At 65.6% G+C, this 13,634-nt stretch carries 15 protein-coding genes; 2 read left to right on the top strand and 13 right to left on the bottom strand.

What is annotated here, in order from left to right; translation table 11 throughout:
• Window position 1 precedes the first annotated feature (1 nt).
• Window positions 2–904 (bottom strand): NAD(P)/FAD-dependent oxidoreductase, encoded by a 903-nt coding sequence (locus tag PIN01S_RS19400; protein WP_084338003.1) that lies wholly within the window; start codon window positions 902–904, stop codon window positions 2–4.
• Window positions 905–1,029: 125 nt separating this feature from the next.
• Here PIN01S_RS19400 and PIN01S_RS19395 point away from each other — a divergent pair, with 125 nt between their 5' ends.
• Window positions 1,030–1,557: a hypothetical protein gene (locus PIN01S_RS19395; protein ID WP_084338001.1), complete on the top strand. Its 528-nt coding sequence runs from the start codon at window positions 1,030–1,032 to the stop codon at window positions 1,555–1,557.
• A 12-nt stretch (window positions 1,558–1,569) separates the two neighbouring features.
• On the opposite strand, the gene PIN01S_RS19390 is transcribed toward PIN01S_RS19395, so the two are convergent.
• Complete coding sequence (locus PIN01S_RS19390) at window positions 1,570–1,749, bottom strand: hypothetical protein (RefSeq protein WP_084337999.1); 180 nt, start codon at window positions 1,747–1,749, stop codon at window positions 1,570–1,572.
• A 227-nt stretch (window positions 1,750–1,976) separates the two neighbouring features.
• On the opposite strand from PIN01S_RS19390, the gene PIN01S_RS19385 reads away from it, so the two are divergent.
• Window positions 1,977–2,855 (top strand): DUF6279 family lipoprotein, encoded by an 879-nt coding sequence (locus PIN01S_RS19385; protein ID WP_244506004.1) that lies wholly within the window; start codon window positions 1,977–1,979, stop codon window positions 2,853–2,855.
• Window positions 2,856–3,117: 262 nt separating this feature from the next.
• Here the strand turns inward: PIN01S_RS19385 and PIN01S_RS19380 are convergent, their stop codons facing one another.
• From PIN01S_RS19380 to flgE, 11 genes are all read right to left on the bottom strand, one after another.
• Window positions 3,118–3,483: a histone-like nucleoid-structuring protein, MvaT/MvaU family gene (locus PIN01S_RS19380; protein WP_084337997.1), complete on the bottom strand. Its 366-nt coding sequence runs from the start codon at window positions 3,481–3,483 to the stop codon at window positions 3,118–3,120.
• Window positions 3,484–3,958: 475 nt separating this feature from the next.
• Window positions 3,959–4,519 carry a hypothetical protein gene (locus PIN01S_RS27645; RefSeq protein WP_425287684.1) on the bottom strand — a complete coding sequence of 187 codons (561 nt, stop codon included), beginning with the start codon at window positions 4,517–4,519 and terminating at the stop codon, window positions 3,959–3,961.
• Between the two features lie 15 nt (window positions 4,520–4,534).
• A complete protein-coding gene (locus PIN01S_RS19370; RefSeq protein ID WP_084337993.1) occupies window positions 4,535–5,575 on the bottom strand; it encodes a hypothetical protein in 1,041 nt (346 codons plus the stop codon).
• A 17-nt stretch (window positions 5,576–5,592) separates the two neighbouring features.
• Complete coding sequence (gene flgL, locus PIN01S_RS19365; protein WP_084337991.1) at window positions 5,593–6,507, bottom strand: flagellar hook-associated protein FlgL; 915 nt, start codon at window positions 6,505–6,507, stop codon at window positions 5,593–5,595.
• Window positions 6,508–6,536: 29 nt separating this feature from the next.
• The gene (gene flgK / locus PIN01S_RS19360) at window positions 6,537–7,904 is read right to left on the bottom strand and encodes a flagellar hook-associated protein FlgK (RefSeq protein ID WP_084337989.1); all 1,368 of its coding nucleotides are present in this window, start codon (window positions 7,902–7,904) and stop codon (window positions 6,537–6,539) included.
• Window positions 7,901–9,097 (bottom strand): lytic transglycosylase domain-containing protein, encoded by a 1,197-nt coding sequence (locus tag PIN01S_RS19355; protein WP_084337987.1) that lies wholly within the window; start codon window positions 9,095–9,097, stop codon window positions 7,901–7,903. The genes flgK and PIN01S_RS19355 overlap by 4 nt, the downstream gene beginning before the upstream one ends.
• An 11-nt stretch (window positions 9,098–9,108) precedes the next feature.
• Window positions 9,109–10,212, bottom strand: a complete 1,104-nt coding sequence (locus PIN01S_RS19350; RefSeq protein WP_084337985.1) for a flagellar basal body P-ring protein FlgI — start codon at window positions 10,210–10,212, stop codon at window positions 9,109–9,111.
• 12 nt (window positions 10,213–10,224) lie between these two features.
• Window positions 10,225–10,887 (bottom strand): flagellar basal body L-ring protein FlgH, encoded by a 663-nt coding sequence (gene flgH / locus PIN01S_RS19345; RefSeq protein WP_170837212.1) that lies wholly within the window; start codon window positions 10,885–10,887, stop codon window positions 10,225–10,227.
• An 8-nt stretch (window positions 10,888–10,895) separates the two neighbouring features.
• Window positions 10,896–11,681: a flagellar basal-body rod protein FlgG gene (gene flgG, locus PIN01S_RS19340; protein ID WP_084337984.1), complete on the bottom strand. Its 786-nt coding sequence runs from the start codon at window positions 11,679–11,681 to the stop codon at window positions 10,896–10,898.
• A 16-nt stretch (window positions 11,682–11,697) separates the two neighbouring features.
• Window positions 11,698–12,429, bottom strand: a complete 732-nt coding sequence (locus tag PIN01S_RS19335; RefSeq protein ID WP_084337982.1) for a flagellar basal body rod protein FlgF — start codon at window positions 12,427–12,429, stop codon at window positions 11,698–11,700.
• Window positions 12,430–12,437: 8 nt separating this feature from the next.
• Window positions 12,438–13,625, bottom strand: a complete 1,188-nt coding sequence (gene flgE, locus PIN01S_RS19330; protein WP_084337980.1) for a flagellar hook protein FlgE — start codon at window positions 13,623–13,625, stop codon at window positions 12,438–12,440.
• Window positions 13,626–13,634: the final 9 nt, after the last annotated feature.

Here is a 13,634-nt window from a genome sequence, read left to right as displayed (position 1 = left end):
CTCAACGCCGCCAGGGATTGGCCTCCAGGCTGTTGTGAATGGATGTGGCCGCCTGCGCCGCCTGGCCGGTGGCGACGCTGACCTGGTTCAAGGAACTGACCACATCGCCCGCCGCGTACAGCCCCGGCACACTGGTGCACTGCGCAGCATCGACGAACAGCCGGCCCTCTTCGTCGCAACGGGCCCCCAGGGGCCGCGCCAGGTCGGAGCGAACCCGTGCGCCCAAAGCCGGGTACACCACATCGAACCAGTACTGCTCACCCTTGCGGGTACGCATGCCGACACGGCGATCGGCAGCGATCTGCAGACGCTCGACACGGTCGCCGACCAGCCGGATGCCATAGTGGCGCGCCAAGGCCAGGGCGTCCTCGCAGGCCTGCGAGTCGCCATGCGCGATCACGGTGACCCGGTCGGTGAAGGTCCGTAGGAACACCGCGTGGCGAATCGCCCGCTCCGCCGGACCGTACACCGCCACGTCATCGCCGTTCACCTCGTAGCCGTCGCAGATCGCGCACAGACGCACGCGGGTGGAGCGAATGGCCTCCGCCGCGTCGGGGATATCGGGCAACTCGTCTTCGATGCCGGTCGCCAGCAGTACCCGCCGGGCCTCCAGCTCACGCCCGTCATCGAGGGTCAGGCAGAAACCCAGCGTTTCCTGGCGCAGGGCCCGGGCCTGCGCGGCAGTGATCGTCGCCCCGAAATCCAGTGCTTGGCAGCGCAAGCGTTCGAGCAGCTCCGGGCCGGCGATGCCCGGCGGGAAACCGGGGTAGTTATGGGACATCGGAATCAGGGACGCCCGACCGGGGCCGCCGTCGATCACCTGCGACGACCGGTGAAAGCGCGCCAGATAGATGGCCGCGGTCAACCCGGCCGGGCCCGCCCCGACGATGATGCAATCCAGCATTGCCTTCCCCCCTTTGGCCCGTTCGGCCCGGATCATCTTTACTCAAGCGAAGAGCCGCGCGGCGAACGCAACGGGCGAAGGACGGTCGAACCTGCGGAGCCGACGCGCCGATCATGAGGAACGCCATGAAACGATGGACCATCTTCGCTCTGCTGCTGCCTCTCGCCGGCTGCGCTTCGCAGCCCTGCGACACGCCCTGGAGCGAAAGCCGTTGCCGTGAGGAGAGCCTGCTCTACCAGAACGACTTGTTGCAGGCCAAGCTGCTGATCGTGTCCGGCGACCCGGAAACCTATGAACTGGCCAATGTGCTGCTCAAACGTGCAGCCCCCCACGACAAAACCGGCGAAACCGAGTTCTACAAGGCGGTGATGCTGATCCGCATGGGTCCCCAGGTGGACGAAGTGCTGGAGCTGCTGCAACAGGCGGTCGACAAGGGCCATCCACACGCCACGGCGCTGATGTACAAGATCTACGCCGAACCCTACCTGCTCGAGACGCCCGACCCGCTCAAGGCGGAAACCTACCGGGCGCGCTACGCCGAACTGGACGTGGCGAAGAGCGGCTATCCCTCGTTCGAAAAGGCCCTGAGCCTGGTCGGCGCCCTGGTGGACCAACCCGCCGCCCTGGCCGGCGCCCATGCACCCGATCCTTAGAGAATCGCGCAATCAGCCCAGGTCGACGGAAAACACCGAGGATTGCGCCAGCGAGGCACGTGCTTCCTCCTCCGAGGCGTAAGGGCCAGCCATCAGCGAGCCGTCCATGACGATCGCCCAGCACACCTCCCAGGCGGGACGCCAGACATCCGGCAATTGGTCGCCCTTGAGCTGTATCACTTCGGTTTTCATGTCCACCTCCACAGTCGACGAGTTCATTCGATTGCCGCGAAGCGTCCGCCGGCCGCCCCTGGCCCCTCGAATGGCGGCCATGGCGCCCTTCGCATTGCTCTCTTCCATCCAGACCACGCCGAATGGTCCTTTGCTCACGCCAATGGTCGGCAACGCAGCGGCGGTTCCTGGAAACTCTGCGCGCCAGAGGTTTTCCTAAAGAAAACATCCGCGACGAAGAGGCCCTCATGCGCAGCATCTTTCCTCGCCTTCGCGAACGACTCCCGCTGGTGGCGGCGCTCGGCGCGCTGTTGCTGCTCGTCTCCTGTACCCGAGTCGGCCTGGTCTATCGCAACCTCGACGTGCTGATTCCCTGGTCGGTCAACGAGTACCTGAGCATGACCACGGAGCAGGAGCAGACCTTCAAGACCCGTTTGCAGGAACACCTCGCCTGGCATTGCAAGACTCAGCTGCCGGCCTATCTCGAGTGGCTGAACGAGATCAACCGCGAGGTCGAGACCGGGCAGGTCACCGAAGCCAACCTGCGTGCCCGCCTGGAGGAAGCGAAGGGCGCCATCGAGGAGATCGCCAAGGAAATCACCCCCTCCACCGTCCAGCTTCTGCGCAAGCTGACCGATGCCCAGGTGCAGGAGTTGTACGACTCGCTGGACAAGGACATGCGCCAGCGCCGCGAGAAGCTACGGGACGAATGGGACGACCGTCTGGAGGAGCGCACCGAGCGCATGGAGAAACGCCTGGGCAATTGGCTCGGCCGTCTCAGCCCGGCGCAACGCCAGCGGGTGAGCGAGTGGGCCCTGTCGCTCGGCGACCAGAATGGCCTCTGGCTGGATAACCGCGCCCGCTGGCAGGCGGAATTCCGCGACGCCCTCGCCCATCGCCAGGCCGACGACTTCCCGGCCCGCATCGCACGTCTGCTGCAACGCCGCGAGGAACTCTGGAACGAACAGTACCGACAAACCTTCGCCCGCAACGAACAGGCTGCCATTCGTTTGTTGGTGGATGTCATGGCGCTCGCCGACGACAAACAGCGCACCCGCCTGCTGAATCGCCTGGACGGCATGCATACCGACTTCGCCAGCCTGGCCTGTCTGAACGGTGGGGGTTGATCGAAAAGAAACCAGAAAATCGCTGCTAACGAAGTGAGTCTTCGTCCCTGCGCGGCTGGCTTACCGGCAACGACGGGAATATTGTCGAGAGAGCGGAGATAGCATTTTGCCAAACAGCTCGCGAGCGCTTTAACCCGGCCAATAACCGGTAGTACGCGAGTGCTTATATCGGCATGAGGCGATAGATAACATGGAAACTTGGCAGCGGAATATCCTGAAATAAAAAAGCCCCGCTACGCGGGGCTTCTTAACGGTGGGCAGATCAGGCCTGGAGCCAGCCTTCGACCTTTTCCGCACCGTACTTTTCTTTCCAGGCTTTCAGAACCTTGTGATTACCGCCTTTGGTCTCGACGACCTCACCGGTTTCCGGGTTCTTGTAGACCTTGACGGCGCGCTGGCGGCGCTGCGGACCACGGGCGGCCTTGCCCGGCTTGGCGCTGACCGGCTCCGGATCGAGGATCGCGATGATATCCCGCAAGCCCTTGTCGTAGCTTTGCATCAGCGCCAGCAGTTTTTCTTCGAACTCGAGTTCTTTCTTTAATGCCGCATCCTTTTTCAGCGATTCAAGCTGGGCCAGGTGTTCTTGAAGCGCTCTTTCGGCGGCGCGGAATTCGGCAAGCTTGGACAATCTCTTCTCTCCGAGCTAAGGGGTGGCTGACGAATGTCGGCAAACTACTGTGTCGATCCGAAAAAAACAATAGCCGGAGAAAACAAACTCCGCTCGATTCAGGATTAGCACAGGTTTAGCAAAAGAGAAAATATGTACTTTCAGTTCAAGTTCGATGAACTAAGGCTGCATGGCGATTAAGAGCGGCCATGAATAATTGGGCTTGGTCGCTCTTCGGAAATCAGGTTCGAGGGAATATAGGAAATGCGGGCTACGCCTTTCTCAGGGTGCGGATTGATGCGCCAACCCGCCCTCGCCGGGCGAATGAATTCGCCCCTACAGGGATTCGCTTCAGGCACGGTGGCTTCGTAGGAGCCAGCGCTGCTGGCGAAGCTCTTGCGGGGCCCGGTTCGCGAGCAGAGCCCTTTCCTACAAGAACGAGGCCGGCTTTTCCTTGTAGGAGCGAATTTATTCGCCTACGGAGACCAGGACTGACTCAAACGTCCTTTTCTTCGCCGAGCACGTCGGCCAGGCCTTCGATTTCGGCGCGGGCCAAGGCGCGTTGGTCGAGTTTGAGGCGTGCGGCCTCGGGAAGGTCGGTGAAGCTGATCAGCCCGCGTACCACCAGCACGCTGACCACATCCTCAAGCACGCGGATCAGGTCGAGGTCGGAACTGCGCAGCGCGTCGAGGCGCGCCTTCATTTCTTCCTTGGCGGTGATCCAGCGCTGCAGCTCTTCGCTTTCGACGGCCAGCACTTCGGTCATTTCGTCGAAGGGCTCGTGCTCGACCCGAAGAATGTGTCCGTCCGCGTCCCGTTGTACGTAAACCATGTTGCTCCTCGGTGTATCGCCCGAAACGGCGTCCTGATGCGGCGATCGCGCCCCGGAGCCCGAGCTTCTGGCATCAGGAATGGCGCGACGCGGCGTCACAAGATCGCCCAGCGCGGCCTCCTCCGTCAAACTCCGCTTGTCGCGGAACAGTATGGCGAGGACTTCCGAAAGCCCGCGAAAAGCGCCGGACTTGCCGCCGCCCTTGAAAAGATCCGTTATCGGCACGACAACACCCAAACGCTAGGAAAGCAGACTGACCACGGTGAAACGGTTGATATTGGCCTGGGCGATCACGGTCTGGGTGACCGCCGCATAGCTGGATGGACTCTGGCGCATCAGGTTGAACACCAGGCTGGCGTAATCCTGCGCCCACTGCTTCTCGTCCTGGTGGGACTGGCGGGCGAGAAACTCGCGGATTTCCTCCTGCCGATGGCTGAGCTGCTCGCGCAGCGAGGCGATCTTGTCCAGCGCGCGCACCACGTCGTCGAGCACCCGGCGCAGCTCGCGGAAGCTGTCCAGGCTGCTGTCCGCCGGCAGGCTGAGCAGTTCGTCCTCGTGGCTGTCCAGGCGGGTCGGCTTGCCCTTGGCGAACAGCTTGCCCTCGCCCTGCACCGCCAACTGCCCCTTGAGCTGCTGCCAGTCGCTCTCCTTCGCGGTGAACTTCACTGCGCCGCCCGCATCCAGCTCGGCACGGATGCCGGACTGGCCGAGGCTGGCGTTGAAGCGGCGCAGAATCTGCTGCTCGCTCATGTCCTCGTCGAGCACCACCGCCACCGGCTCGGCCAGCGCGCGTCCGCCGCTGAACAGCAGCGTCTCCTTGCCGGCACGGCGGATGGCGTCGATGGACTCCAGGCCCTCCAGGCTGAAGCGGCTGCGCACCGGCTCGTTGAGGCGCAGCTTGAAGCTGGCGTCGAGGCTGTTGCCGGAGCGCTCGGCGCGTTGCCGGAGCAGGCTGTCGGCCTGCTGCATGGCCTGCTTCACGGCTTCCCGCGCGCCGGGCTGCGAATTGCTCAGCTCGCGGCCGAGGCTGAGCTTGAGCTGGGCCAGGCGATCCGCCAGCTCGCCCAGGTAGCTGTCCGCCGACTGCATCGACGACAGTTGCTGGTTGAGCTGCAGGTTGAAATTCGCATTCTTCCCCGCGGCCCGTTCCGCCCGGTGCGTATCGACGGGATTGGCCGGAGCCTTGCGCGACACGGTCGCCGGCGCATCCGGCAGGACCGCCTGGCGCCGCTCACGGGAATCGATGGTGGCAACGGCCGGTAGCTGCTTTTCGACCTTCATGGCCTTACCTCGGCTGCTTACAACAGGCTGAACAACGACAGTTCATGAATCTTCAGGTAGGTCTTCTGTGTGGCCTGCAAGGACAACTGGTAGTTGTTCAGGTCGATGGATGCGCCGGCGTAGTCGAGCCGGGACAGTTCGCCTTCGATCTTCTGGTTGACCAGGGAGACTTCCTCGTTGCTGTCGGTGAGCAGCGTCAGGGTGTTCTGCCGCCCCCCCAGTTCGGTGATCGCGCCGAGTACGCCGGCGTGGGTCTCGTCCAGGCGCAGCAAGGTGTCGTCGATCTGCTGGCGCACCGCCGGGTCGTTCGCGTCGAGGGCCGGGTCCTGCAGGGTCTTCACCAGGGCGTGCAGCTCGTTGAGCATCGGGATGCCGGTGCCGAACACGTCCAGCGCGGTGACGTTCTCCTCGACCAGCACGCCGTTGGCCACCGCCGCCTGACGGTGCTTGCCGTTGCCGGTGATGGCGTAGGTCTCGGTGGCCGCATCGAAGGTCACCGCCGGGGTGTCGCTGAGGGTACCGGAGAACAGGTAGCGGCCCTCCTCGTCACGCACGTTGGCGAAGCTGAGCAGGGTCTTCTCGATGTTGCTCAGTTCGCCGGCGATGGCCGACAAGTCCTCGCTGGTGTTGGAGCCGTTGGCCGCCCACAGCAGCAGGTCGCGCACGTTGAGCATGGCGTCCGAGGTGGATTGCAGGTTGGCTTCCTGCACCGACAGGCTGCTGGAGACGTTGGCGATGTTGCTGCGGTACTGCGTCAGGCTGGCCTCTTCGCGCTGTACGCGGAGGATGCGCACGCTGGCGATGGGGTCGTCGGAGGGCAGCATGAGACGCTGTCCGGTGGCCATCTGCTGCATGAGTTTGCCCAGTTGCGCGGAGTTGGCGCTCATGGCGTTGTGCATCAGGGCGGTGGTCTGGGCGTTGGTGATCCGCATGGAAGTCGATCCTGTTTCCGGGGGCGCCGTCAGAACGCCGCGAGCATGTCGTCGAACATCTGGTTGGCGGTACTGATCACCTTCATGTTGGCCTGGTAGGCCTGCTGGTAGGTCATCAGGTTCACCGCCTCCTCGTCCAGGCTCACGGCGCTGACGCTGTCGCGCTGGGCCTGGGCCTGCTCGGCCACCGCCGTGGCCGATTTCAGGTCGGCCTGGTTCTGCCGGCTGGCGCTGGCCACCTGGCCGAGCAGCCCGGCATAGGCATCGTTCAGGGTGACCTGGCTGCCGCCGAGGGTGATGGTCTGCCGTTTCAGTTCGAGCAGCGCCAGCAGCACTTCGTTGTTGCCGGTTTCGCCGGCCGTGGAAGAGAACGCCAACTGCTCCGGGGCAAGCGCGTTGACGCTGAGCATCGCCGTGGTGCTGGCGGCGTTGTAGGTCAGCAAGGGCTGGCCGGGGTTGCCGGCGAGGTCGAAGCCGGTGACCAGGGTGTCGTTGAGCATCTGCGCCAGCGCCCCGGCCATGTCGTGCAGGGCCTCCAGCGCCGGGCGCAGGCTGGCGTATTCGCTGTCGTAGAGACCGCCCAGGGCGCCGCCGAAGCCGTCCTGCTTGAGCGGGAAGCTGGTGCCGGCGAAGGACAGCGCCACCACCTGTTCGCCGCTGGCGGTCGTGTTCACCTGCAACTGCCCCGCCGTGCTGCCCGCCACCAAAGGCTGGCCGTTGGCCAGGGCGACGCTGAGGGCGCCGTCCGGCGTCTCGTGGACGCGCAGGGCGGCGTACTGGCTGAGGTCCTTGACCAGGCTTTCGCGGTGGTCGCGCAGCGCCGTGCTGTCGCCGCCGACGGATTCGGTCTCGACGATCTTGCGGTTGAGCAGCGCGATGTTGCCGATCAGCCCGTTGACTTCGCCGGCCATGGCGCTGCGCTGTTCGTGCAGGGCGTTGAGTTGGGCGCCGATGTTGCTGCCCAGGCCGTTGAAGCGCTGGCTGAGGTTCTTCGCTTCGCTGAGGATCTGCTGGCGCAGGGCGATGGAGTCCGGCGAGGCGCTGGCTTCGCTCACTGCGGCGAAGAAGCGGTCGAGGCCGACGCTGATGCTCGAGCCTTCACCTGCCATCAGGCCTTCCAGCGAGGTCAGGTACTGCTGGGCGTTGCTGTAGTAGCTCAACTCGGTGTTGGCGCGCCACAGCTGCTGGTTCTGGAAGTCGTTGGCCAGCCGGCGGATGCTGGTGACCTGCACGCCGCCGCCGACGCTCAGGCCGCCCTGCCCGGCCAGCGAGCCGAACACCGGGTTGAGCCGGCTAAAGCCGGGGGTGTTGACGTTGGCGATGTTCTGGCCGGTGGTGGTCAGCGCCACCTGCGACGCCCGCACACCGCTGTAGCCGATCTGGCTCAAGATACTCACGACAAGGTCTCCTTGCGCTCGATCCGGATCGGTTGGGCAAAGGCCGCCGACAGGGATTGATGGGTGCCCGGGGCAGCGGATCGAGAGATGCTCTTCTCTTGCAAGGCGACCGGATCGACGGCGGACTTAAATCGCGCCAGCTCGATCACCGGGCCGCTGACGGACGGTAGTTCGCGTGGCGTCTCCTGTACGGCGATGCGCTTGCCCACTGCGGCGCCCAGCAGCTCGCCCTGGCGCACGCCCTCGGCCAGTTCCACCTGGGCACGGGTCTGCGCCGTCCAGCGCGGCTGCAACGGCAGGGCCTGGGCCAGCCCGCCCGGCTCCGCCCGTGGGGTTTCGGCCAGTGGCGCGTTCCGCAGGCTGCGCAGGATGCGCGTGGTGTAGTCGCGGGTTTCCTTGAACGGGATGCGCTCGATCCAGGCGCCGACGCTGATCTCGCCGCGGCGCGGGTCGCCGTTGCGCTCCAGCCACTCGTCGACCCGGCCGGGACCGGCGTTGTACGCGGCCAGGGCCAGCGCGTGCTCGCCGTCGTAACGCGCCAGCATCTTGTTCAGGTAGGCGCTGCCGAGGGTCTTGTTGTAGGCCGCGTCGCTGGTCAGGCGCGCCTCGTCGTAGGCCAGGCCGAGTTCGGCGGCCATCTCGCGGGCGGTCTCCGGCATCAGCTGCATCAGGCCGCGCGCGCCCTTGGACGACACCGCATCGATGCGCCCGGCGGATTCCTGGGCGATGACGCTCTCCACCAGCGCCTTGAAGCCGGCCGTACCGCGCTGCCAGGCTTCCGCCAGGCCATCCATGCCGCGTCGCCAGGTACTCGCCAGCGGCTCGATCAGCGAGCCGCGCGACAGTTCGGCGGAGCGTGCCGCCGCACCGGCCTGCTCGATGTCGGCGATGGAAGCGCCGTCACCGGAGAGCTGCTTCACCAGCAGGTCGGCGATGCCGGTCTGCTTCTTGCCGGCCAGGGTCTCGGCCAGCACTTCGTCGTAGAAGTCGCGCATGGTGTCCAGCTCGCGGCTGCGCATCGGGTTGTCCGCCGCCAGCACGTCGCCGGCCTTGCGCATCTGCTTGAGGATCTGCTGGAGAAACAGGGCTTCGAACTGTTCGGCGGCCTGCTGCAACTGCTCGCGCGGCGCGGCTCCGCTGCCATCGGCCTGGACGGAGGCGGAGGTATTGCGATTCAGGGAAACGATGCTCATGGGGTCCGCACTCAGATCACGATCAGCTCGGCGTTCAGGGCGCCGGCCCGCTCCAGGGATTGCAGGATGCTCATCACGTCGTCCGGCGTGGCGCCGAGGCTGTTCACCGTGTTGATGATGCTTTCCAGGCTGGCGCCTTCCGGCCACTTGAACATGGCGTTCTTGTCCTGGGTCACCGCCACGTCGGACTGCGGCACCACCGCCGTCTGGCCCTGGGAGAACGGCGCGGGCTGGCTGACCTGGGGGTTCTCGCTGATGGTCACGGTGAGGGTGCCGTGGGCCACCGCCGCCGCCTTCACGCGCACGCCCTGCCCGACCACCACGGTGCCGGTGCGGCTGTTGAAGACCACCTTCGGCCGGACTCGGCCCTCGTCCACTTCGACCGCTTCCAGCATGGCCATGAAGCCGATGCGCTGGTTGCTCGACACCGGCGCGCGCAGCGATACCTTGGTGGCGTCGAGGGCGGTGGCGGTGCCGCTGCCGAAGCGGGCGTTGACCGCCTCCACCACCTTGCTGGCGGTCTGGAAGCTGGGCTTGCGGATGTTCAGCATGACGTCATCGCGCTGGGCGAAATCGCTGGGGATCATCTGCTCGATGGTGGCGCCGTTGGGAATCAGGCCGGTGGTGGCGCTGTTGATCGCCACGCTGGAGCCGCTGGCGCCTTCCGCCTTGAGGCCGCCCACCACCAGGTTGCCTTGGGCCAGGGCGTAGGTCTCGCCGTCCACGCCTTGCAGCGGCGTCATCAGCAACAGGCCGCCGCGCAGGCTCTTGGCATCGCCCAGGGAGGACACGGTGACGTCGATGGTCTGACCGGCGCTGTAGGACGGCGGCACGTTGGCGGTGACCATCACCGCGGCGGCGTTCTTCAGCTTGGGATCGGTGTTCGGCGGCAGATTCACGCCGAACTGCTTGATCATGTTCGCCACCGACTGGCTGGTGAACTTCACCTGGTTCTTGTCGCCGGTGCCGTCGAGGCCGACCACCAGGCCGTAGCCGATCAACTGGTTGCCGCGGATGCCTTCGATGTCGACGAGGTCCATCAGCGGCACGCCATGGGCGGCCGTCTGCCAGATCAGGCCGCAGGCGGCCAGCAGGAACCGGGAAAACTGACGCATGGGCGATACCACTCAGAGGGGAAACAGGGGGTGGGTGAAGAAACGCGTCAGCCAGCCTGCCGAATTGCTGTCGTTGAGCACGCCGCGACCGGCGTAGGAGATGCGTGCGTTGGCGACGTTCTGCGAGGACACCTGGTTGAAGCGGTCGATGTCGTCCAGGCGCACCAGGCCGGTCAGGCGGATGAACTCGTCACCCTGGTTCAGGCGCAGCGATTTCTCGCCCTTCACCAGCAGCACGCCGTTGGGCAGGACCTTGTGCACGGTGACGGCGATGGAGCCGCGCAGGGTGTTCTGCTGCGAACTCTTGGCCGAGCCCTCGAAATCGCGCTCCGCCTCCGCCGAGCTTTCCAGCTTCGGGTAGGTCTTGCCGAGCACGGTGGGCACGCCGATGCCGACACTGGAGGACTTGCCGAAGCTGGTGCCGGCGCTCTTGCTCGACTGGGTGGATTCGTCCAGCACCACGGTGAGGATGTCACCCACCCGTAGCGCGCGCTTGTCCTGCAGCAGCGAGCCGGCATGGCCGGAGCGGAACAGCCCGCCGCGCGACGTCGGCGGCAGGCTGTAGTCCAGTTCCAGCGGCTCGTACTGGCTGGAGTCCTCGTCCGGGCGCATCTCGTCGAAACTCTGGCAGCCGGCGAGCAGGGCCAGCAGGACGAACAGGCTGAAGGTACGCATCATCGGCATCAAACGGTCTGGTTGAGGAACTGCTGCATGCTCGAAGAAGCGTCCAGCACCTTGGCGTTGGCCTCATAGGCGCGCTGGATGGCGATCATGTTGACCATGGCCTCGACCACCTGCACGTTGGAGCCTTCCAGCACGCCCTGTTTGAGGCTGCCGAGGCCTTCCTCGCCCGGTGCGCCTTCCACCGGCTCGCCGCTGGCCACGGTTTCCTTGTAGAGGTTGCCGCCCAGGGCCTCGAGGCCGGCCGGGTTGGCGAAGTTGACCAGGGAGATCTGGCCCAGCTCCACCGGCACGGTCTCACCGGCCAGCACGGCGGTGACGGTGCCGTCGCTGCCCACGGTGAAACGGCTGCTGCCGGCCGGCACTTCGATGGCCGGCACCAGCGGCAGGCCCTGGGCGTTGACCATCACGCCCTCGGCGTTGAGCTGGAACTGGCCGTTCTCGGTGTAGAAGATCTCCCCGGACGGCGCTTCCACCTGGAAGAAGCCGTGGCCGATGATGGCCAGGTCCATGGGCTGGCCGGTGGTCTGGATGCTGCCCTCGGTGAACACCTTCTGCGTGCCGGCGACGCGCACGCCGCTGCCCAGTTGGATGCCGGACGGCACGGTGTTGACCTGGTCGGCCTGGGCACCGGGCTGCAGTTCGATGGAATAGAACAGGTCCTCGAAAACCACCCGGTCGCTCTTGAAGCCGGTGGTGTTGACGTTGGCCAGGTTGTTGGCCACCGCCGCCATGGCGGTGTCCTGTGCCGCCAGGCCGGTCTTGCTGACCCAAAGTGCCGAACTCATTTGCGCGTACTCCCGCTTAGCTGCCGCGAATCATGCGATTGCCCGCATCGGACAAGTCCTCGGCGGCTTTCATCATCTTCACCTGGGTCTCGAACAGGCGATTGAGGCTCATGGTGCCGACCAGTTGTTCGATGGCCGAGACGTTACTGGCTTCCAGGTAGCCGGATACCAGCGCCACCTCCTCGCTGGCCTCGGCCGGCTGGCCGTCCTTGGTGCGCAGCAGGCCGCTGGCGTCCTTCACCAGGTCGGAGGCCGGCACGTCGACGCGCTTGATGCGGTCCACCTCGACCATCAGGTAATCGCCGCGCGGCATTACCGAGACCACTCCGTCGGAGCCGATGTGCAGGCTGTCGTATTCCGGCAGGACGATCGGGCCGCCCTCGCCGAGCACCGGCCGGCCGTTGACGGTCAGGCGCAGCTCGGCATCCACCTGGACGCTGCCGTGGCGGGTGTAGACCTCCTTGCCGTCGGCGCCTTCCAGGGCGATCAAGCCCTTGCCCTGGATGGCGAAGTCGAGGTCGCGGCCGGTGGCCATCAGCGCGCCCGGCGCCAGGCTCACGCCGTTGCTCTTGGCCAGCGCCATGTGCCGGCTGTCGTAGCCGTAGCCCTGGACGTCCACGGCCTTGGCCTGCTCCAGGTCGGCGCGAAAGCCGGGGGTGTTGACGTTGGCCAGGTTGTTGGCGCGCACCTGCAGCGAGGTCATGGTGCGGCTCGCGGCGGTCATCGCGGTGTATCCCAGACGGTCCATGGCTTACCTCAGATCGCGCCGAACAGCACTTGGGTGAGTTCCTTGTCGGTGGACAGCACCTTGGTGTTGGCCTGGTAGTTGCGCTGTCCTTCCATCAGCCCGACCAGTTGCTGGGTCAGGTCGACGTTGGAGCTTTCCAGGGTCCCGGCACTGAGCTCGCCGAACATGCCGACGCCCGGCGCCCCCACCAGCGGCGCGCCGGAATCGGAGGTCTCGCTCCAGGCGGTGCCGTTGACGTTGCGCAGGCCGCCGGGGTTGGTGAAGTTGGCCAGTACCACCTGGCCCTGCAGCATGCGCTGGCCGTTGCTGTAGTTGGCGTAGACCATGCCGTCCTTCTCCACCGCCAGGCCGGTCTGCTCGCCAGCCGAATAGCCGGTGGCGCGGTTGGTGGTGACGACGAAATCGGAGCCGTACTGGCTGGTGCCGCTGTAGTCGATGGCGACGCTCATCGGGTCGACCCCGGCCAGCGGGAAGCCCACGGTCACCTCGCCCACCGGCGTCGCCAGCGAGCCGTTGGTGGCGAAGGTCAGCGCCTGCGGGCCGCCCACCGAGCCGCCGTCGGCGTAGTAGTAGGCATCCCAGGTGTTGTCGGCGGTCTTGACGAAATACTGGGTCAGGGTGTGTTCCTTGCCCTGGGAGTCGAAGACCTTGGTGGTGTAGGTGGAGTTGTAGGTGTCCACGTTGGCCGGATCGAACGGCCCCACCGCCGGAACGCTCTCGTTGGAGTCCAGGTTGGCGACGAAGGCCAGCGCATCGGTGGCCTTGGCCGGCAGGTTGGCCGATTGCAGTTGCAGGTCGCCCACCGCACCCACCAGCAGGTTGCCGGCGGCGTCCACCGGGTAGCCTTGCAGGCGCTGGCCGGAGACGTTGACCAGGTAGTTGCTCTTGTCGGCGCCGAACACGCCGGCGCGGGTGTAGTTGACGTCGCCGTTGCTCGCCTTGGTGACGAAGAAGCCACCGCCGGAGATGGCCAGGTCCAGGCTGCGACCGGTGGTCACCAGGGCGCCGCCCTGGCTGATGCTCTGGGTCAGGCCGAGGACCTCCACACCCATGGCCTGGCTGTCGGCATAGATGCTGCCGAATTCGGCGCGCGACGATTTGAAGCCCGTGGTGCCGGCGTTAGCGATGTTGTTGCTGATGGCATCGAGCTGTTCGGTGACCGCGTTCAGGCCGGTCAGGGCGATGTTGAAACTCATATCGATTCT

The organism is Pseudomonas indica NBRC 103045 (assembly GCF_002091635.1).
Lineage (GTDB): Bacteria > Pseudomonadota > Gammaproteobacteria > Pseudomonadales > Pseudomonadaceae > Pseudomonas_M > Pseudomonas_M indica.
This window is presented reverse-complemented; position numbering and strand designations above follow the sequence as displayed.